Origin of the sequence: Morganella morganii (assembly GCF_041099235.1) — a bacterium.
GTDB classification, from domain to species: domain Bacteria; phylum Pseudomonadota; class Gammaproteobacteria; order Enterobacterales; family Enterobacteriaceae; genus Morganella; species Morganella morganii_E.
In genome coordinates, this window is the sequence record NZ_JBFZSO010000001.1 from 187,232 (window position 1) to 206,031 (window position 18,800).

General features: G+C 51.4%; 18 protein-coding genes. 8 read left to right on the forward strand and 10 right to left on the reverse strand.

From position 1 onward, the window contains the following. Nucleotides 1-145: 145 nt before the first annotated feature. From sppA to pncA, 3 genes are all read left to right on the forward strand, one after another. Nucleotides 146-2,008 carry a signal peptide peptidase SppA gene (gene sppA, locus AB7038_RS00920; protein ID WP_368889260.1) on the forward strand — a complete coding sequence of 621 codons (1,863 nt, stop codon included), beginning with the start codon at nt 146-148 and terminating at the stop codon, nt 2,006-2,008. 267 nt (nt 2,009-2,275) lie between these two features. Continuing rightward, complete coding sequence (gene ansA / locus AB7038_RS00925; RefSeq protein WP_004235543.1) at nt 2,276-3,295, forward strand: asparaginase; 1,020 nt, start codon at nt 2,276-2,278, stop codon at nt 3,293-3,295. A 10-nt stretch (nt 3,296-3,305) separates the two neighbouring features. Further along, the gene (gene pncA, locus AB7038_RS00930; protein WP_369452613.1) at nt 3,306-3,944 is read left to right on the forward strand and encodes a bifunctional nicotinamidase/pyrazinamidase; all 639 of its coding nucleotides are present in this window, start codon (nt 3,306-3,308) and stop codon (nt 3,942-3,944) included. A 42-nt stretch (nt 3,945-3,986) separates the two neighbouring features. Here the strand turns inward: pncA and AB7038_RS00935 are convergent, their stop codons facing one another. Together AB7038_RS00935 and msrB are read right to left on the reverse strand one after the other, a co-directional pair. Next, the gene (locus AB7038_RS00935; protein ID WP_004235541.1) at nt 3,987-4,262 is read right to left on the reverse strand and encodes a YeaC family protein; all 276 of its coding nucleotides are present in this window, start codon (nt 4,260-4,262) and stop codon (nt 3,987-3,989) included. Between the two features lie 103 nt (nt 4,263-4,365). Next, a complete protein-coding gene (gene msrB / locus AB7038_RS00940) occupies nt 4,366-4,779 on the reverse strand; it encodes a peptide-methionine (R)-S-oxide reductase MsrB (protein WP_368889258.1) in 414 nt (137 codons plus the stop codon). A 329-nt stretch (nt 4,780-5,108) separates the two neighbouring features. Here msrB and gapA point away from each other — a divergent pair, with 329 nt between their 5' ends. Together gapA and AB7038_RS00950 are read left to right on the forward strand one after the other, a co-directional pair. Next, nucleotides 5,109-6,104 carry a glyceraldehyde-3-phosphate dehydrogenase gene (gapA, locus tag AB7038_RS00945; protein ID WP_004235539.1) on the forward strand — a complete coding sequence of 332 codons (996 nt, stop codon included), beginning with the start codon at nt 5,109-5,111 and terminating at the stop codon, nt 6,102-6,104. A 112-nt stretch (nt 6,105-6,216) separates the two neighbouring features. Continuing rightward, nucleotides 6,217-7,098, forward strand: coding sequence for a D-hexose-6-phosphate mutarotase (locus tag AB7038_RS00950; protein WP_368889257.1), 882 nt, complete (start codon nt 6,217-6,219; stop codon nt 7,096-7,098). A gap of 35 nt (nt 7,099-7,133) precedes the next feature. Here the strand turns inward: AB7038_RS00950 and AB7038_RS00955 are convergent, their stop codons facing one another. The 5 genes from AB7038_RS00955 to AB7038_RS00975 all read right to left on the reverse strand — a co-directional run bounded on the left by AB7038_RS00955 (nt 7,134) and on the right by AB7038_RS00975 (nt 13,498). Continuing rightward, a complete protein-coding gene (locus AB7038_RS00955) occupies nt 7,134-7,724 on the reverse strand; it encodes a YiiX family permuted papain-like enzyme (RefSeq protein WP_369452755.1) in 591 nt (196 codons plus the stop codon). Between the two features lie 95 nt (nt 7,725-7,819). After that, complete coding sequence (locus AB7038_RS00960) at nt 7,820-8,578, reverse strand: MipA/OmpV family protein (protein WP_072868270.1); 759 nt, start codon at nt 8,576-8,578, stop codon at nt 7,820-7,822. Between the two features lie 133 nt (nt 8,579-8,711). Beyond that, complete coding sequence (gene hypF / locus AB7038_RS00965; RefSeq protein ID WP_369452614.1) at nt 8,712-11,006, reverse strand: carbamoyltransferase HypF; 2,295 nt, start codon at nt 11,004-11,006, stop codon at nt 8,712-8,714. A gap of 96 nt (nt 11,007-11,102) precedes the next feature. Beyond that, nucleotides 11,103-12,173 (reverse strand): alanine racemase, encoded by a 1,071-nt coding sequence (gene alr / locus AB7038_RS00970; protein WP_369452615.1) that lies wholly within the window; start codon nt 12,171-12,173, stop codon nt 11,103-11,105. Between the two features lie 26 nt (nt 12,174-12,199). Continuing rightward, on the reverse strand, nt 12,200-13,498 hold the full coding sequence (locus AB7038_RS00975; RefSeq protein ID WP_072868276.1) for a D-amino acid dehydrogenase: 1,299 nt from the start codon (nt 13,496-13,498) through the stop codon (nt 12,200-12,202). 395 nt (nt 13,499-13,893) lie between these two features. Between AB7038_RS00975 and AB7038_RS00980 the strand changes: the two genes are divergently transcribed. Then, entirely contained in the window at nt 13,894-14,754 is an 861-nt protein-coding gene (locus AB7038_RS00980; RefSeq protein WP_368889254.1) for an alpha/beta fold hydrolase, read from the forward strand. Nucleotides 14,755-14,797: 43 nt separating this feature from the next. On the opposite strand, the gene fadR is transcribed toward AB7038_RS00980, so the two are convergent. Continuing rightward, complete coding sequence (fadR, locus tag AB7038_RS00985; RefSeq protein ID WP_004235531.1) at nt 14,798-15,511, reverse strand: fatty acid metabolism transcriptional regulator FadR; 714 nt, start codon at nt 15,509-15,511, stop codon at nt 14,798-14,800. Between the two features lie 236 nt (nt 15,512-15,747). Between fadR and nhaB the strand changes: the two genes are divergently transcribed. Further along, a complete protein-coding gene (nhaB, locus tag AB7038_RS00990) occupies nt 15,748-17,295 on the forward strand; it encodes a sodium/proton antiporter NhaB (RefSeq protein WP_072868280.1) in 1,548 nt (515 codons plus the stop codon). A 162-nt stretch (nt 17,296-17,457) separates the two neighbouring features. After that, nucleotides 17,458-17,988 (forward strand): disulfide bond formation protein DsbB, encoded by a 531-nt coding sequence (gene dsbB / locus AB7038_RS00995; RefSeq protein ID WP_072868282.1) that lies wholly within the window; start codon nt 17,458-17,460, stop codon nt 17,986-17,988. Nucleotides 17,989-18,043: 55 nt separating this feature from the next. Here the strand turns inward: dsbB and AB7038_RS01000 are convergent, their stop codons facing one another. Both AB7038_RS01000 and AB7038_RS01005 read right to left on the reverse strand, forming a co-directional pair. Next, nucleotides 18,044-18,349 (reverse strand): DUF333 domain-containing protein, encoded by a 306-nt coding sequence (locus tag AB7038_RS01000; RefSeq protein ID WP_368889253.1) that lies wholly within the window; start codon nt 18,347-18,349, stop codon nt 18,044-18,046. 29 nt (nt 18,350-18,378) lie between these two features. Beyond that, nucleotides 18,379-18,711: an SMR family transporter gene (locus AB7038_RS01005; RefSeq protein ID WP_004235527.1), complete on the reverse strand. Its 333-nt coding sequence runs from the start codon at nt 18,709-18,711 to the stop codon at nt 18,379-18,381. Nucleotides 18,712-18,800 lie beyond the last annotated feature (89 nt).

Here is an 18,800-nt window from a genome sequence, read left to right on the forward strand (position 1 = left end):
AGTCGCTAATAAGCTACCACTTTTTTCACTATTTTTAAGGATAGATTGCTTAACTGCCTATATTTTCCGCAATGTGTCGTTTTCAGGCTGACAAATCCGCACATCCTCTTTACGATAGCAGGACATCTTTGTCTTTGGAGCCGTCATGCATACTTTATGGACTATCATTGCCGGAATATTTAAATGGAGCTGGCGTATACTGAATTTTGTGCGTCAGCTTGTCGCCAATGTCCTTTTTATCATCATACTGCTGTTAGCCGCCGGGGCCTATGCACTGCTGAGTGAGCAGGATGCTCAGACCAGCCGTGAACCCGGAGCATTATATGTAAATCTTTCCGGTGTTGTCGTCGATCAGCTGACCCGTAACAGTCCGCTGGAAAGCCTCTCCCTTCAGCTGCTTGGCGCGTCTTCCGGTCAGTTACAGGAAAACTCCCTGTTTGATGTGGTGGAAACTATCCGTACCGCCGCCACCGACCCGGATATTACCGGGATGATCCTGAAGCTGGATGATTTCGTCGGTGCTGACCAGCCGTCACTTCAGTATATCGGCAAAACCATCACCGAATTCCGCAAACAGGGTAAGCGGGTCTATGCCGTCAGCGGCAACTATAATCAGGCTCAATACTACCTGGCATCCTATGCAGACAAAATATACATGCCGCCGCAGGGCAGCGTCGGTATCTACGGCTTCGCCACCAATACGCTGTATTATAACGAATTACTGGAAATGCTGAAGGTGAAAACCCATATCTTCCGCGTCGGTACCTATAAATCGGCAGTTGAGCCGATGTTGCGCAACGATATGTCACCGGAAGCCCGCGAATCCACACAGCGTTTTATCAGTGTGCTGTGGGATAATTATCTCACCAGCCTCGCGGAAAACCGCAAAGCCGGTAAGAGTACTATTTTCCCGGGCGCACAGCAGATGCTGGCTCTGATGAAAACAGCAAAAGGTGATAATGCCGCTTATGCCGTCACGCAAAAGCTGGTTGATGAGATCATGCCGGCTAACGTGTTTGAATCAGAAATGGCCAAAACCTTCGGCTGGGATAAGAAGAACAACACAATCAATGCGATTCCGTTTGCCGAGTATGCCAAAAACATGAGCATCGGTGTGCCGCAGGGCAAAACCACCGGTAATATCGCCGTGGTTGTGGTTCAGGGTGCTATCGTTGACGGCCCGGATGCCCCGGGAATGGCCGGCAGTGATACCATCGCCGCACAACTCCGCGAAGCCCGTCTGGATCCGGAAGTGAAAGCGCTGGTACTGCGGGTGAACAGCCCGGGCGGCAGTGTGACGGCATCGGAGCAAATCCGTGCGGAAGTCGCGGCACTGAAACAGAGCGGCAAGTCCGTGGTGGTTTCCATGGGCGGCGTGGCAGCCTCCGGCGGTTACTGGGTCTCAACACCGGCGAACTACATCATTGCCTCACCGAGTACCATTACCGGTTCCATCGGTATTTTCGGTGTGGTCACCACCTTTGAGGACTCTCTGAGCGAAATCGGTGTGCACACTGACGGCGTGTCGACCTCACCGCTGGCTGATGCCACAGTAACCAAAGCTCTGACCCCGGAATTCTCAGAGCTGATGCAGCTCTATATTGAAAGCGGCTACAGTAATTTTATTAATCTCGTTGCCAAATCCCGTCACAAGACGCCGGAGGAAGTGGATAAAATTGCCCAGGGTCGTGTCTGGGTCGGTAGTGACGCCAAAGCTAACGGCCTGGTCGATAAACTCGGTGATTTTGATGACGCGGTTGCCAAAGCAGCAGAGCTGGCCTCTGTTGAGCATCCGGTACTGAACTGGATGCAGCCGGAAATGACATTCATTGACAGACTGCTTGCGGAAACGGCCGGTAATGTGAAAGTGACACTGCCTTCATCATTGCAGGGGCTGATCCCGGCGCCGGTCGGTGCACAGCTGACACAACAGGCATCCTTTATGAAAATGCTGACGGATCCACAGTACCGCTATGCGTTCTGTTTAAATTGCACCAATATTCAGTAAGTTTTATTCTCAGCTGACAAAAGCCTGTTCGTGACGAACAGGCTGAAATTGCTGCAAAGCAGGATAAAACGTGGTTTTTCCTGCTTTGTGTTATCAGCCGAAAATCAATAAATTGATTTTCCTTATTTATTTTCACAACCTCTGCCGGTCGTCGCCTCCCCCTGCGGGTTTGTCAACGGCCTGAGCCTGTTCGTGACGAACAGGCTTTTTTTTATTTCTGAAGCCCCTATAATTTCCTTCCCTGTACTCATTGTTAAGAGCAGTAACATGCAAAAGAAATCCATTTATGTGGTCTATACCGGCGGGACTATCGGTATGCAGCACTCGGCGCAGGGCTATATCCCTGTTTCCGGCCACCTTCAGCGCCAGGTTGCAAAAATGCCGGAGTTCTTCCGTCCGGAGATGCCGGATTTCACCATCACCGAGCACCAGCCGCTGATTGATTCTTCCGATATGACACCGGATGACTGGCAGTGTATCGCGGATGATATCAAAGCCCAGTATGACCACTATGATGGTTTCGTTATCCTGCATGGTACGGATACCATGGCATTCACCGCGTCAGCACTGTCCTTTATGTTTGAGAACCTGACCAAGCCGGTTATTGTGACAGGGTCACAAATTCCGCTTGAGGCACTCCGCTCCGATGGCCAGATCAATCTGCTTAATGCCCTTTATCTGGCGGCAAATTATCCGGTCAATGAAGTGGGATTGTTCTTCAATAACCGCTTATACCGGGGTAACCGCACCGTCAAAGCCCATGCTGACGGCTTTGCGGCCTTTACCTCCCCGAACTACCCGCCGCTGATGGAAGCCGGGATTAATATCCGTAATCTCAATACCCACCCGCTGCCGCAGAGCACCGCACCTTTCACGCTGCATAACATCACCCCGCAGCCCATCGGCGTGGTGACCGTATATCCGGGCTTGTCAGTGGATGTGGTGAACAACATTCTGCAGCAGCCGGTCAAGGCGTTGATTATCCGCTCTTACGGTGTCGGTAATGCACCGCAGCAGCCGAAGCTGCTCACCGCATTGCGGGAGGCCACAGAGCGCGGCATCATCGTGATCAACCTGACACAGTGTATTTCAGGACGCGTCAATATGGGCGGCTATGCCACCGGTCATGCGCTGGCAGAAGCCGGCGTGATCAGCGGCTTTGATATGACCTTCGAGGCGGCACTGACCAAACTGCATTATCTGCTCAGCCAGGATTACACCAGCGATGAGATCCGCATTCTGATGCAGCAGGATCTGCGCGGAGAACTGAGCTATAACGACAACTGAGGAGTCTGCAATGAAACCGGCACTGCTTCTGGTGGATATTCAGAATGATTTTTGTCAGGGCGGCAGCCTGGCTGTCCGCGACAGTGATGCGGTGATCCGCACAGCAAACCGGATGATAGCCTGTTGTCAGCAACAGAATATTCCGGTGATCGCCAGTCAGGACTGGCATCCCGCTGAGCATCTGAGCTTTGCGGTTAACTCCGGGACAGTGATTGGTGAATGCGGCGAACTGAACGGGCTGCCGCAGGTCTGGTGGCCGGTGCATTGTGTGCAGAACACGCCGGGGGCGGATTTTCATCCTGAGCTCAATAAACAGGCTGTCAGCCATATTATTTATAAAGGTGAAAACCCGGCCACGGACAGTTACAGCGCGTTTTATGATAACGACCACCGGGAGCCGACCGCCCTGCTGCAACTGCTGGCAGAACTGCAGATCACGCACCTTGTGGTACTGGGGATCGCTGCAGATTACTGTGTGAAATTTACGGTGCTGGATGCACTGGCGGAAGGATTTGCCGTCACTGTGCTCACGGACGGCTGCCGGGGTGTTAATTTACAGCCGGATGACAGCCTCACCGCATTTGCAGAGATGGAGAAAGCCGGTGCGCTGTTGCAGACAGCGGCTCAGTTCTGCGACGAAAAAGAATAGCGATCGTCATGACGGGACAGTAACCACTGTCCCGTTTTACACTCAGTCCTGCGGTTTCAGTGTGGCCAGATGTGTATCAGTAAACAGCGCTTTCAGTTCCTGCTTACTTTTCAGGCTGATTTCCCCGTCAGTACCCACCGTCATATGTGCCGGATCCGCGTTATGGCGGGACTGCCATAACATCACCAGCTGCAGACTGCTGCTTTTCTGCGATTCCGTAAGTGGTACACCATCGGCCCATTTCCCCAGTTCGACGGCGGTCACCAGACGCCCGTAGACTTCCGGCGTCATGGCAGACAATAAATCATCAATTTCCATACAGTTCCTTCCCCGAAAGCGTCTGATTTCACGTTTTGATCACATCAGAAGCTGAATCGTTTTTTCTATCGTTATACAAATGTTAAATTTCAATATAACCAAACTAACCGTTTGTTATTGCTTTTGTTTTTTCATCTTCGAAACTCAGTGATGCTGAATTAATACAATAACGCTGCCCTGTCGGCGCAGGCCCGTCAGGAAAAACATGCCCCAGATGCGCATCACAATGGCCGCAGCGCGTCTCAATACGATGCATGCCATGAGAGGTATCGTCAATATACCGGACCGCACTTTTGCTGACCGGCTCATAAAAACTCGGCCAGCCGCAACCGGCATCAAACTTGGCATCCGAATAAAAAAGCGGAGAACCACAACAAATACAACGATATACCCCCTGTTTCTCGTTATAGAGCAGGCGGCCGGTAAACGGGTGCTCAGTTCCCGCTTCCTGTGTGACGTAGCGCTGAATCTCTGTCAGCTCAGCGGGTGTATCCCGCTTTTTATCAGTCCCGGACATAGCTGAATCCTTATCATTATTGTGCAGGGTCAGTCAGAATACAGAGTAACAAAAAATTAACATAAAATGACCGGATGTTATTCTAAACTTGTCATGTCAGCATTGACACCACTTATTTGTGACATGTTTCACATTTATGCCCCATACACGCTGTCTTTATTCCGGTAAGTCCCGATAATAGCGGCGACAAATTTACTGAAAGTGGCGATTTGTTGAGCAGATTAAATGTTAAATGACATTAATTGACACGATTCCGCTTGACGGCTGGCAAGGTTTTGGTAACTTTAGTAGCAACTTTAATTCACTAACAAATAGCTGGTGGTAATACTATGACTATCAAAGTAGGTATTAATGGTTTTGGTCGTATCGGCCGTATCGTATTCCGTGCTGCACAAGAGCGTTCAGATATCGAAATCGTTGCAATCAACGACCTGCTCGATGCAGATTACATGGCATACATGCTGAAGTACGACTCAACTCACGGCCGTTTTAACGGTACCGTTGAAGTGAAAGATGGCCATCTGGTTGTTAATGGTAAAACTATCCGCGTTACCTCCGAGCGTGACCCTGCAAACCTGAAGTGGAACGAAGCCGGTGTTGATGTTGTTGCTGAAGCAACCGGTCTGTTCCTGACTGACGAAACTGCACGTAAACACATCCAGGCAGGCGCGAAGAAAGTCGTTCTGACCGGTCCTTCCAAAGATGCGACCCCGATGTTTGTTATGGGTGTTAACCACAAAGATTACGCGGGCCAGGAAATCGTTTCTAACGCATCCTGTACCACTAACTGCCTGGCACCACTGGCAAAAGTCATCAACGACAAATTCGGTATCGTTGAAGGTCTGATGACCACTGTTCACGCCACCACTGCCACTCAGAAAACTGTTGACGGTCCTTCACACAAAGACTGGCGCGGCGGCCGCGGTGCATCTCAGAACATCATCCCGTCTTCTACCGGCGCAGCAAAAGCAGTGGGCAAAGTTATCCCTGCACTGAACGGCAAACTGACCGGTATGTCTTTCCGTGTTCCTACTCCTAACGTCTCTGTTGTTGACCTGACTGTCCGTCTGGAAAAAGCAGCAACTTACGCTGAAATCTGTGAAGCTATCAAAGCGGCAGCAGCAGGCGAGCTGAAAGGCGTGATGGGTTACACCGAAGATGACGTGGTTTCCACTGACTTCAACGGCGAAGTACTGACTTCTGTGTTCGATGCCAAAGCCGGTATCGCACTGAACGACAACTTTGTGAAACTGGTTTCCTGGTATGACAACGAAACCGGTTATTCTCATAAAGTCCTGGATCTGATTGCACACATCTCCAAATAAGTCTGCACTCCGTTATCCTCACAAAGAGCCGCTTTTGCGGCTCTTTTGTTTTGTGGTAAACAGTCGTAAAGTAGAGAGTAAATGTCCTGTTTTTATTACAAAAGGGTAAATTATGATTGACCGCCTTCTTGCGTTACCGGTTACCAGTCCGATCACCCCTTCGCTGTCCCAGCGTCAGATGGGGGATTTACCGGTTATTGTGATCGACCATCCGAAAGTCCGTGCTGCGGTCAGTTTTCAGGGAGCACAGGTGCTGGCATGGCAACCGGCCGGTTCAGAACAGCCCGGATTGTGGCTCAGTGAGAACAGTGCATTTACCCCGGGTGTAGCCATACGCGGCGGGATCCCGATCTGCTGGCCGTGGTTCGGTCCGGTGCAGGCACCTTCCCACGGTTTTGCCCGTATTATGCAGTGGGAATTCACGGCTCATAATGAAAATGAAGAGGGTGTGTTTCTCACATTCACTTTGCGTGACAGTGCTGAAACCCGCAAGTTGTGGCCGCACGAGTTCACACTGATCGCCCGAATCCGCCTGGGGGATACCTGCGAGGTCGAACTGGAAGCTTACGGGCAGTATCAGGCAACCGCTGCGCTGCATACCTATTTTACTGTCGGTGATATTGCTCAGGTCAGTATCAGCGGGCTGGGTCAGCATCTGCTGGATAATCTGTCACAGCGTGAAGAATATACGGAAGAGACAAAGCTGATTTTCAACGGCCGCACTGACCGCATCTATACCGAGCCGGAACAATCCACCTATATCCACGATAAAAAATTAAAACGTCATATTGAAGTGGTGCATTTTCATCACAGTGATGTGGTCTGCTGGAACCCGGGTGCAGCATTATCCGCATCAATGGCCGATATGCCGGATGACGGTTATAAAACCATGGTGTGTGCCGAAAGCGCGCGAATTAACCGCCCTATGGCACCACAGGGCGATAAACCGTCCCATCTCTCCGTCCGTATCCGCCTGAACCCGAAAATCGGCTGACAGACCACTCAGGAACATATAAAGCCGGTGAATGGTTACCGGCTTTCATATACCGTTTTCAGCAACAGTGAATCAAACATCGCCACCGGCGAAATCACCGTTTCATTCAGCGGAACCACCTTTCCGTACCGTTCTTTCATCTTTGCCTGTACTTCCGGTGAGGATAAATCAAACTCCCGCAACGTCTGTAACTGACCAACCTCTGTATTCAGGGCATTTTTATAGATTTTCCAGACCAGTTCAGAACAATAAATCCGCTCATCATCCCATGAAAATGTCAGGTCGTAAGGCCGGGACAGATAACGGATAGCCTCACGGTACAATGCCTGTTGCTGTGATGCACTCAGTGACTTTTTCAGGCGTTTCACCACGTAATGGTTACCGGTGCCGCGTGCAACCCACTGTTTCAGCGGCGTAAAGCGGACGGTTTTTGCCGCCTCGTACACATACGGCTTACCGTCACGCAGCAGAATAATCCCCATATGGCTGTAGACCGACCCGGTCGCTTTTTGTATGGCGAGGCTCTGAGAGGAACGCGAGGTATGGAAAATAATATCGCCCTGCTGCGGCTGCCACGCGTACACGGCGGAGACAAAGAAACAGAGCAATAGCAGACAATGACGCAACACACTGATCACAGAACGCCTCCGGCATGGTTAACAGCCATAAAAAAACTGCACCGGACACAAATCGGGTGCAGTTCTGTTATACCACTGAATTATCAGAAAGTATAAGTCACGCCTGTCCACAGGATAGAGGTGTGTTTTTTGTCCACCATCGGGCTGTCTTTGGCCTCACTTGGTAACAGGTCGATACGGCCCATGGCGAATGCAGACCAGTTTTCATCAAACTGATAATGACCGGACACCTCAACATACGGTGTCCAGCTGCTGCCCGGACGGTATTCATCCAGACCGCTGCGGCGGGATTCAGCAGCAGTGATCCCGTATTCATAACGGTTCTGTTTTTCGCTGGACCAGATCACACCCACACCCGGCTGGACAGACCATTTGTCGCCCTCAAACCCGTAAAGATAAGCGGCATCAAAACGCATACCGTCACTTTTACCCAGGATATCGCCGGAGAAGTTGGCACGCAGTGTTCCCCACTCCTCATGATGACGATAGCTCATTCCTGCCATGGCGGTATCACGGCGGTTATCGAGCTTGCGCATACGGGAATCTTTATTATCTTTGGCACGGTATGCCTGCGGATAGTAGAACAGATCAACGGACAGCTGATCTTTTTTGTCATTCCACAGATAATAACCGGTCGCTAAGGTATGAAAATAAAAGTTTTTACCTTCATAGTTAACCATCGGAACCGGCATAAATTTATCAGACGTTTTTGTGCCGCGGTATGCCTGCTCCTGATAGAGTACGGAAGCACCGACAGACCATTTTCCGTCGTCTGCAAACGCAGAAGCTGACATGACAGTTAACATACTGAGACTGAGCAGGCCGGTTAATTTCTTATGCATTATTATTTCCTGAGTTAAATTCATGTACAAATTACCGCAACAACTGTTTGCGGTGCGAATATGTTGCGGTGAATGATAATTCAGCGATGATAAAAATTACAAATATTTACTGTGCTAAATCGTGCCACCAGTTTCAGTTAAGTAATGTCATTGCCGCGATAAGTGCCTGACCTGCCGCTATTCCGCCATCACCGCATGGCAACTGACGGGGTTCCCGCACCTGTCTGTGGCTTAATCTGTCCTTAATGAAACGACGCAATAACCGGTTATTAAACACGCCGCCGGAGAGTACGATGATATCCGTATTTCGCCGGGTGGCGGTGTCATCGGCCAGCGCCGCAAAGGTATTAGACAACAGCACATGAAAACGGAATGCTCTTTCCGGTTTTGTCAGAGCATCATCCGCCAGCATCTGCCAGAGCGGACGTAACTCAATAATATTACCCGTCGTCAACGGCAGTGTTTCACCGGTGATAAGCTCATCCTGATTGTGACACTGTAACGCGCAGTTTTCCAGCGCACAGGCTGCTTCCCCTTCCCAGCTTATCTGAGCTTCTGTTAATCCGAGCGCACAGGCCACCGCATCAAACAAACGCCCGCAGGATGACGCTTTCGGAGCATTGATGCCCTGCTCAATGGCTTTAATCAGCAATGATACATTCTTCCCGGCAAGCCGTGCTGCCAGTGGCGAAGACGGCCACAAACCGGAATGATGCAGATGTGCCAGCAGGTTACGCCACGGCTGAACAGCGGCTTTATCACCACCGGGCAGACTCACCGCCGGTAACCCCCCGGCACGGGTCATCTGCCGGTAATCACCCGCCAGAATTTCGCCGCCCCACAATGTGTTATCCGCGCCGTATCCGAGTCCGTCCAGCGCAATTCCCACCACTTCGCCATCTTCCTGACGCCAGCCGTGTTCTGCCAGACAGGCTGCAATATGCGCATGATGATGGTAAACCGGTATAAATGGCACCTGATACGTCTGTGCCAGTGCCATCCCCATCTGATGGCTGATATAGCCCGGATGCGCATCCCCCGCGATAACCTGTGGTTTGATCTGATAAATCTGCTCAAACAGTTTCAGCGAAGCCTCCAGCTGCCCCTGTACAGAGAGATCCGCCAAATCCCCGAGATGCGGTCCGGTAATCAACTGCTGATGATGCAGCAGACAGAAGGTGTTTTTAAGATCACCCCCCAGTGCCAGTACAGCAGGCGGATTTTCGCCTGTTATCGCACTGACGTCGATGGTATCCGGCACATAGCCGCGGGCACGTCGTATTACCTGAATATCACCGGACTGATAGCGGACGAGTGAATCATCTGCGCGCTGAATAATTTCGCGATTATGCAGCAGAAAAGCATCAGCAATGTGACTGAGTTGTGCAAATGCCGCCGCGTGATCCAATGCCGGGGTATGACCCGATGCATTCCCTGAAGTCATAATCAGCGGGCGCTGAATATCATGCAGCAACAGGTGCTGTAACGGGTTAGACGGCAGCATAATACCGGTTTCACACAGTCCCGGCGCGACCAGCGGAGACAATGCGGCGATCACTTCCGGTTCATCTGTCAGCACAATCGGTGCAGACGGACTTTTCAGCAAGGTTATCAGGCCGGGATCCGGCTCCTGTCCGGTGCATTCCGCCAGCCAGTCAACGGACGGTATCATCACCGCAAATGGCTTGGCAGGCCTGTGCTTACGGGATCTCAGCAGGGCCACAGCGTCACTGTTTTGTGCATCCGCCACCAGATGAAAACCACCCAGCCCTTGCATCGCCAGAATTTTTCCGTCTTTCAGTAAGCGGACTGCGGCTGACAGAGCATCATCAAAACGGGCGGTAATCTGCTGCTGCGGATCCGTCAGCCAGATATGCGGCCCGCAATCCGGGCAGGCATTAGGTTGCGCGTGAAAGCGGCGATCTGCCGGGTCACGATATTCATGCTGACACACCGGACAAAACGGAAAAACCGACATCGCGGTATTCGGGCGATCGTAAGGCATTCCCCTGATAATAGTGAACCGGGGTCCGCAGTGTGTGCAGTTAATAAAAGGATAGCGGTAACGGCGGTTACCGGAGTCAAACAACTCACTCAGACAGACATCACAGGTTGCGGCATCCGGGATAATCTCTGTATCCATTTCTCCCTGTCCGCTGGCGGTGATGGTAAATGCTGCCGGACACTGTTCAAAGGTATAATGCTGCTGCCCGATATGGTCGATTCTTGCCAGCGGCGGGCACTGCGCCTGCAACCGGCTGATAAAAGCGGCAATATCCGCATCTGCCGGAAGGTGGATAAGCACCCCTTCACTGTCATTGCTGACATCCCCGCACAATCCCATCTGATGTGCTATCTGCCAGACAGCCGGACGAAACCCGACCCCCTGAACTTTTCCTTTCACCCGGATTTCCACACCCGCCTGCATACCGCACTCCTGCCTGATTTCAACCGCCACAGTTTACTGCGCGCAGCGTGGCCGGGTATTTATCAGGATCATAAAAACAACCGGAAAGACGTATAATTACCCGGCGGTGATCACCGGTACCCGCCGTGCCAGTGCTGTCAGCAGCTCGTAGCCGATAGTCCCGGCATATTGCGCGACATCATCCGCCGGAAGATTCGCCCCCCACAATTCAACCGGTGTACCGATATCAGCTTCCGGACAATGGGTGATATCAACTGTCAGCATATCCATGGAAATTCGTCCCGCCAGCGGACAGCGCTGACCGGCAATCCAGACCGGTGTACCATCCGGCGCATGGCGCGGGTAACCATCGGCATAACCACAGGCAATGGTGGCAATCCGCATCGGCGCTGCGGCGGTAAAACGGCTGCCGTAGCCTACCGTTTCACCGGCTTCAATATCATGAACAGCAATAATTTCACTGCGCAGTGTCATCGCCGGTTTCAGGCCGAATTCTGCAATATCCGCACTGTTACCGCTCGGTGATACACCATAGAGGATGATACCGCAGCGCACTTCATCCGCACGGGTGTCCGGTTCCCACATGGCTGCGGCGGAATTCGCCAGACATTGCGGTAAGTTCAGAGAACTGAACAGCGCAATACGCGACATCTGTTTATGAATACCGGCGGTTAAATCCGCATCTGCAAAATGGCTCATCAGTGTGATAGTGCCGACCTGCGGTAATACTGTCAGGCGCTGGAGTGCATTCAGGTACGCCGCCGGTGAAAAACCTAATCGGTTCATGCCGCTGTTCAGTTTCAGATACACATTCAGCGGATGAATAAATGATGCTTCCTCTATCGCTTTAATCTGCCACTCACTGTGTACAGATGTTGACAGCTGATAACGGTCAATCAGTGACAGATCCTCTGGCTGAAAAAATCCCTCCAGCAGCAAAACCGGCTTTTGCCAGCCCAGTTCACGAACCTTTACCGCCTCACTGAAATCAAGCAGCGCAATGCCCTCCGCCTGCGCCAGTGCCGGAAAAATCCGTTCAATACCATGTCCGTATGCATCCGCTTTTACCACTGCCCACACCCGGGACGGGCTGACCCGCTCTTTTACCCGGGCCAGATTATAGCGGACGGCTTCACTGTCAATCACAGCCTGTATCGGACGAGGCATAAAATCACCGTACCTTATTTTGTTGGTTATGCTGTATGTAACTGCTGCGGGATCACCAGCCGGGTTCTGAACCCGTTCAGATAGCGTGAAACGGCAAGATCATCCGCACGGATAGCCGGTTTATCACCGGACATAATATCAGCAAGCAACTGCCCGCTGCCGCAGGCCATTGTCCAGCCGAGGGTGCCGTGACCGGTATTGAGAAACAGGTTACTGTATGCGGTCGGCCCGACAATCGGTGTGCCGTCCGGTGTCATCGGACGCAGACCGGTCCAGAACGTGGCTTTGCTGATATCCCCGCCGCCGCCGTAAAGATCCTGCACCACCATTTTCAGTGTTTCGCAGCGACGTCTGACAATATCAAGGTTAAAACCGACCACTTCCGCCATACCGCCGACACGGATACGCTGGTCAAAGCGGGTTACCGCAATTTTATAGGTTTCATCCAGTACGGTGGATGCAGGAGCGCGGCTTTCGTCAATAATAGGCATGGTCAGGGAATAACCTTTCAGCGGATACACCGGGATGGCGACATGGCCGTGCAGTAATTTCGTGGAGTATGACCCCAGCGCCACCACATACTGGTCACCGGTGATCACTTCCTCATCACAAATCACCCCGCTGACGCGATCACCGCTGAATTGCAGACGGTGAACATTGACACCGAAACGGAATTTTACACCGGCCTGCTCCGCCATTGCCGCCAGCCGTTTGGTAAAGAGATTACAATCCCCGGTTTCATCATTCGGCAGTTGCAGGCCACCCGCCAGCTTATGTTCCGCATGGGCCAGCGCCGGTTCTGCCTCGTGCAGTTCACGGGCACTCAGCAGGCGGTACGCCACGCCTTCCTGCTTCAGAACCGCAATATCATTGGCGGCGTTATCCAGCTGTTTTTGTGTGCGGAACAGTTGCAGTGTACCGCCCTGACGCCCCTCATACTGTATTCCGGTTTCGGCGCGTAATGCTTTCATACAGTCACGGCTGTATTCCGCAATCCGCACCATGCGGCTTTTATTCATGACGTAATAATCAGCACCGCAATTGCGCAGCATCTGCCACATCCAGCGCAGCTGGAACAGCGAACCGTCCGGCCTGATGGCCAGCGGAGCATGTTTTTCAAACATCCATTTCACGGCTTTCAGCGGAATGCCCGGAGCACCCCACGGCGTGGCATAACCGGGAGAGATTTGCCCGGCATTGCCGAAGCTGGTCTCTTCCGCCGCCGCCGGCTGCCTGTCGATAACGGTCACATCGTGCCCTTTCTGCGCGAGATACCAGGCTGTTGTGACACCGATAACACCACTTCCCAGGATGACAATGTTCATGTTGCCGCCTTGTTATTTATTTCACATTAGCATCAGCATAATATTTCAGAAACATTTTGCCAACATAGCGGAATCCCCTCGTATCATATTAAGTGTGTTTCTTTGCAGCCGGTCACAAAACAGTATTTTTTTTAATCACTGATATAATTAATTAAATTATCCTTTTATCCGAAAATGATTTTATTATCTTGTAATATAAGCATTTGTTAAATAACAGGCAGGTTATCTGTCGCAGGCACCGCTGCGAACTCATCGCGAAACGCAACCGGACTCCCGTCTCTGTTGCCGATGACACCAGACTGAATAAATAATCCGTATATTTACGTTATGACGGTTATTTATCAGAAAACCCTTCTTCTTTTTTATGCCTTCCGGCATATTTTCCGGTAATCACCATGAATATTAAAAACCAACGCAAAAACATCACCCTCTTACCCGATGGCCGCCGCTTCAGCTGGTATGATTCCGGCCCGGAAACCGGTACGCCGGTTGTGTTCTGTACCGGTGCAGGTATGAGCGGCTCTGCCGGGTTCGGTATTTCGCATCTGGCAGACCATAATATCCGGCTGATCACCCCGGATCGCCCCGGGCTTGGAGATTCTTCTCCCGATGCCGGAAAATCCCTGAAATCCATTGCTGCAGATATCACTTTTCTGATGCAGTCGCTGGGTTACACCCGGTTCAGGGCGGCCGGATTCTCTCAGGGAGCGGTTTATGCCATGGCGCTGGCGTATTATGCGGACGTTTCCGCTCTGGCACTGATTTCGGGACAGGATCAGTTCGATTACCCGCCAATCCGGGCGCTGTTATCTGCGGATGTCATTGATATGCAAAATAACGCCCGGACTCAACCTGACGGATTTAGTGCATGGGTGCGGGAAAATATCACGGCAGAGTGGCTGATGAATTTCATTCTGAATTACAGCGGGGAAACAGACCTGGCGGTCTATCAGGCAGCAGATTTTTTACCGGTTTACCGGCAGTGTATGGCAGAGGCGTTTTCTCAGGGACATGAAGGCTATACACAGGATCTGCTGATTGCCATGCAGGAATGGGGATTTACACCGGAGCAAATCACCTGTCCGGTGTCGCTGTGGTACGGGGAGAAGGACACCAGCACCGTGCATTCCCCTGATGGCGGCAAAATCCTGGCCGGACGCTTTCCCCGTGCGGAACATCATCTGTTTGCGGAAGAAGGCGGTTCCCTGCTCTGGACACAGTCACCGGCGATATTACAGGTACTGGCCCGCGCATAACAAAAAACCGGCCAGCGCCGGTTTTTCATCCTGTCCGCCTGTATTACTGCGGATTCAAATCCTGTGCAATACCGCTCTGCATGGTCTGCCAGATAGTGCCGCTCTCTTTGCCGTAGCTGCGGACACAATCCAGCACTTTATCATAGGCTTTTTCACGGCACAGGCCGGTCAGCTGCTGATAAAAATTCCGCGCCAGTTTACGGGCTTCCGGGCTTGCAAAATAGAAGCGGCCGACACGGGTGTACAACCCTTTCAGCCCGTTGAGGATCAGGCCGTAAATCGGGTTACCGGACGCAAATGCCAGACCACGGAATACATCATAATCATACTGGCTGAACGCATCTGAATTATCATCCGGTTCATTTTCCTGACTGAGAATTTCCAGTGATTTTTCCGGATTATTGCGAAACGCAGTACGGATAAAAATAGAAGCAATATTAGTCCTGGCTGCCAGCAGGTTCTCAATCAGTTTCGGCGCGCTTTCGTGATCGAGACGGGCAATGGTTTCCAGGATATTCAGTCCGGATGTTTCCCAGAAATTATTAATTTTTGTCGGTTTACCGTGCTGAATCGTCAGCCAGCCATCTCTGGCAAGGCGTTGTAAGACTTCACGCAGGGTTGTCCGGGTCACACCAATCAGTTCAGATAACTCACGCTCTGCGGGTAAAATGGATCCCGGCGGGAAGCGGTTATTCCAGATACTCTCAATAATATACTCTTCTGCAAACCCCGCAGGGCTCTGCGCCTTGATGACCATAGATGACTTCGTCCAAAACAATTAACCTTCCAATTATCCGGATGATAACAGAATGTGATGCCGCGATATAGCAATCAGCTTGCGAAAGAGTGAGTCCGGTCATAAATCATGATAGTGCGGACGGTAACCATCAGTTGATTTAAATTCTTAATAAATTCAGAATACCGGCGTAGTATAAAGCACTGTAGTTATACGCGGATCATCTTTTCACCCCCTGCGGAGGACACACAGCAACAATGGAAATATCAATGCGGCAGGCCTTCCTGAAGAACTTCATGGGCCACTCTCCTGACTGGTATAAGCTTGCTATTATTCTTTTTTTAATTATAAATCCGGTTGTTTACTTCTTTATTGACCCTTTTACCGCCGGCTGGCTGCTGGTCATTGAGTTTATTTTTACCCTTGCGATGGCGCTGAAATGCTATCCGCTGCAACCCGGCGGCCTGCTGGCGATTGAGGCGGTACTGATCGGCATGACATCTCCGGCGCAAATCAGCCATGAGATTGTGAATAACCTTGAGGTTATCCTGCTGCTGATCTTTATGGTTGCCGGTATTTATTTTATGAAGCAGCTGCTGCTGTTTCTGTTTACTAAACTACTCCTGTCTATCCGTTCCAAACGCGCTCTTGCCCTTGCTTTCTGTCTGGCAAGTGCGTTTTTATCCGCGTTTCTGGATGCACTGACGGTGATCGCCGTGGTGATCAGTGTGTCTGTCGGGTTTTATGCGATTTATCATCAGTATGCCTCTTCCGGAAAAGAAACGGTGACGCTCAGTGATGATGAATTTATCGACAGTACCGAAAAGCGTCAGACGCTGGATCAGTTCCGTGCCTTTCTGCGCAGCCTGATGATGCATGCCGGTATCGGTACTGCCCTCGGCGGCGTGATGACCATGGTCGGTGAGCCGCAAAACCTGATTATTGCCAAACATGCCGGATGGGATTTCGTGAATTTCTTCCTGCGCATGGCGCCGGTGACGATTCCGGTGTTTGTCTGTGGTCTTCTGGTCTGTTACCTGGTGGAACGGTTTAAACTGTTCGGTTATGGTGCGGAACTGCCGGATCGGGTCAGGGCCGTACTGGAGGATAATGCACAAAAATCCGCGGCACGCCGGACCAAACAGGAAAAAATGCAGCTGATTGTTCAGGGCCTTATCGGTATCTGGCTGATCACTGCACTGGCCCTTCATCTCGCCGAAGTCGGGCTGATCGGTTTATCTGTGATTATTCTGGCAACAGCATTCTGCGGGATCACGGAAGAACATGCACTCGGTGAGGCTTTCGAGGAAGCATTGCCGTTTACCGCGCTGCTGACCGTGTTCTTCTCTGTTGTTGCGGTAATTGTTGACCAGAAATTATTCACACCGTTTATTCAGTTTGTCCTCAGTTCGGATCCGTCATCACAGCTGTCACTGTTCTATCTGTTCAACGGCCTGCTCTCGGCGGTCTCCGATAACGTCTTTGTCGGCACTGTGTATATCAATGAGGCAATGACGGCGATGAAAGCCGGACTGGTATCCTATACACAGTATGAATATCTGGCTGTTGCTATCAATACCGGGACAAACCTGCCGTCAGTGGCGACACCAAACGGTCAGGCGGCATTCCTGTTCCTGCTGACGTCCGCACTCGCACCGCTGATCCGGCTTTCCTACGGAAAAATGGTGATAATGGCGCTGCCTTACACCATCGTGATGACACTGGTCGGCTTCTTTGGTGTTGAATTATGGCTGGTGCCGGTTTCAGAATGGATGGCTGCCAATGGTGTGATCACACTACCGTAACCACCTTTTCACACTGCACTAACCGGAATAACAGTGTTATTCCGGTTTTTTTGTTTCTGCCCGCCGTAAATGCGGAAAAGGGGTGCGCTGCAGTATTTTTTATCGTACAGTCGCTGCGTTAGTTAATCTGTTTCTTATTAATCGGATAACCCGGATACAATTATGCTGACTTATCTTTATGAGTGTTCGCGGGGCCGCAGTGCATGGTTTTTACTGATGATCTCCGCACTGGCACTCGACGGTATCGCCCTGTTCTTTCAGCACGGAATGGGATTACAGCCGTGTGTGATGTGTATTTATGAACGTATTGCCGTCCTGGGCATTGCGTTTGCCGGATTCCTCGGCTGGATAGCGCCGCGCAGCGTTATCATCCGCTGGCTGGCTATTGCCCTGTGGATTTACAGCGGAATTGCCGGATTACAGCTGTCATGGGAACACACCATGATTCAGCTCTACCCGTCTCCGTTCAATACCTGTGATTTCTTTGTGAATTTCCCGGAATGGCTGCCGCTCAATACCTGGCTGCCGTCAGTATTTGAGGCATCCGGTGACTGTTCAGTTCAGCAGTGGGTATTCCTGAAACTGGATATGCCACAGTGGCTTATCGGGATCTTTGCTGTGTATCTGCTGATCAGTGCGCTGGTATTATTATCCCAGTTCATTCACCGCAAACAGCCACGTCGTCTGTTCTGATCTTACTCTGCCGATAACAGCCGCGCTGTCATAACGCGGCTGTTCCGGACATCCCTCACAATACCGACCCGCAACTTCCGGAAAGCAGTGACTGCTGGCTGCAGCGTTTGCCGTTGGCAAACTGACACCCCGGTGTCTGTGCGCCGTTCAGCTCACGGATAAGTGATGGTGTTCCGCCTGCATAGCTGCAACTGGCACGGGCATCTTCGGTTAAATCAATTAACGGCTGCTGGAAGCGCGGAATCTGCTTTTGCTGCACCGTATCCGGTGAACTGCTGCAACCGGCAGCAAAAGCCGCTGCCGCAACAATAACACTGCACAATATCCGCCCCGGGCGGCGGAAAAATGGAACTGATATCATGATTATGGCCTCATAGCTGCGGATGCAGCTCAGTGAACACTGCTTTTCGAAAATAAATTTATCACTAATACACCCGCAATAATGAGAGCCATCCCGATAACTGCGGGTAAATCCAGTTTCTGGTGATAGATAAAATAAGCGGCGGCAGAGACAATGACAATACCCATCCCGGACCAGATAGCATACGCAATCCCCAGCGGCATCATCCGCACCACCTGAGACAGCGCCCAGAACGACACACAATAGCCAATCACCACCACGACCGACGGTATCAGCCGGGTAAAACCGTCCGCCGCCCGTAACATTGAGGTCGCCACCACTTCCGCGCCCACGGCCAGCGTCAGCCACAATAAACCATTCATAAAACACCCGTTCATATCGTTATCAGCCAGTAAGGCGGATATTATAAAGAAATCAGAAAAAAAATCCCGCAGCGAAACGGTGCGGGATT

Excerpts from the sequence above, each read along its gene's own strand:
- sppA (WP_368889260.1), top strand. The coding sequence starts at position 146 with ATGCATACTTTATGGACTATCATTGCCGGAATATTTAAATGGAGCTGG.
- ansA (WP_004235543.1), top strand. The coding sequence starts at position 2,276 with ATGCAAAAGAAATCCATTTATGTGGTCTATACCGGCGGGACTATCGGT.
- pncA (WP_369452613.1), top strand. The coding sequence starts at position 3,306 with ATGAAACCGGCACTGCTTCTGGTGGATATTCAGAATGATTTTTGTCAG.
- AB7038_RS00935 (WP_004235541.1), bottom strand. The coding sequence starts at position 4,262 with ATGGAAATTGATGATTTATTGTCTGCCATGACGCCGGAAGTCTACGGG.
- msrB (WP_368889258.1), bottom strand. The coding sequence starts at position 4,779 with ATGTCCGGGACTGATAAAAAGCGGGATACACCCGCTGAGCTGACAGAG.
- gapA (WP_004235539.1), top strand. The coding sequence starts at position 5,109 with ATGACTATCAAAGTAGGTATTAATGGTTTTGGTCGTATCGGCCGTATC.
- AB7038_RS00950 (WP_368889257.1), top strand. The coding sequence starts at position 6,217 with ATGATTGACCGCCTTCTTGCGTTACCGGTTACCAGTCCGATCACCCCT.
- AB7038_RS00960 (WP_072868270.1), bottom strand. The coding sequence starts at position 8,578 with ATGCATAAGAAATTAACCGGCCTGCTCAGTCTCAGTATGTTAACTGTC.
- hypF (WP_369452614.1), bottom strand. The coding sequence starts at position 11,006 with ATGCAGGCGGGTGTGGAAATCCGGGTGAAAGGAAAAGTTCAGGGGGTC.
- alr (WP_369452615.1), bottom strand. The coding sequence starts at position 12,173 with ATGCCTCGTCCGATACAGGCTGTGATTGACAGTGAAGCCGTCCGCTAT.
- AB7038_RS00975 (WP_072868276.1), bottom strand. The coding sequence starts at position 13,498 with ATGAACATTGTCATCCTGGGAAGTGGTGTTATCGGTGTCACAACAGCC.
- AB7038_RS00980 (WP_368889254.1), top strand. The coding sequence starts at position 13,894 with ATGAATATTAAAAACCAACGCAAAAACATCACCCTCTTACCCGATGGC.
- fadR (WP_004235531.1), bottom strand. The coding sequence starts at position 15,511 with ATGGTCATCAAGGCGCAGAGCCCTGCGGGGTTTGCAGAAGAGTATATT.
- nhaB (WP_072868280.1), top strand. The coding sequence starts at position 15,748 with ATGGAAATATCAATGCGGCAGGCCTTCCTGAAGAACTTCATGGGCCAC.
- dsbB (WP_072868282.1), top strand. The coding sequence starts at position 17,458 with ATGCTGACTTATCTTTATGAGTGTTCGCGGGGCCGCAGTGCATGGTTT.
- AB7038_RS01000 (WP_368889253.1), bottom strand. The coding sequence starts at position 18,349 with ATGATATCAGTTCCATTTTTCCGCCGCCCGGGGCGGATATTGTGCAGT.
- AB7038_RS01005 (WP_004235527.1), bottom strand. The coding sequence starts at position 18,711 with ATGAATGGTTTATTGTGGCTGACGCTGGCCGTGGGCGCGGAAGTGGTG.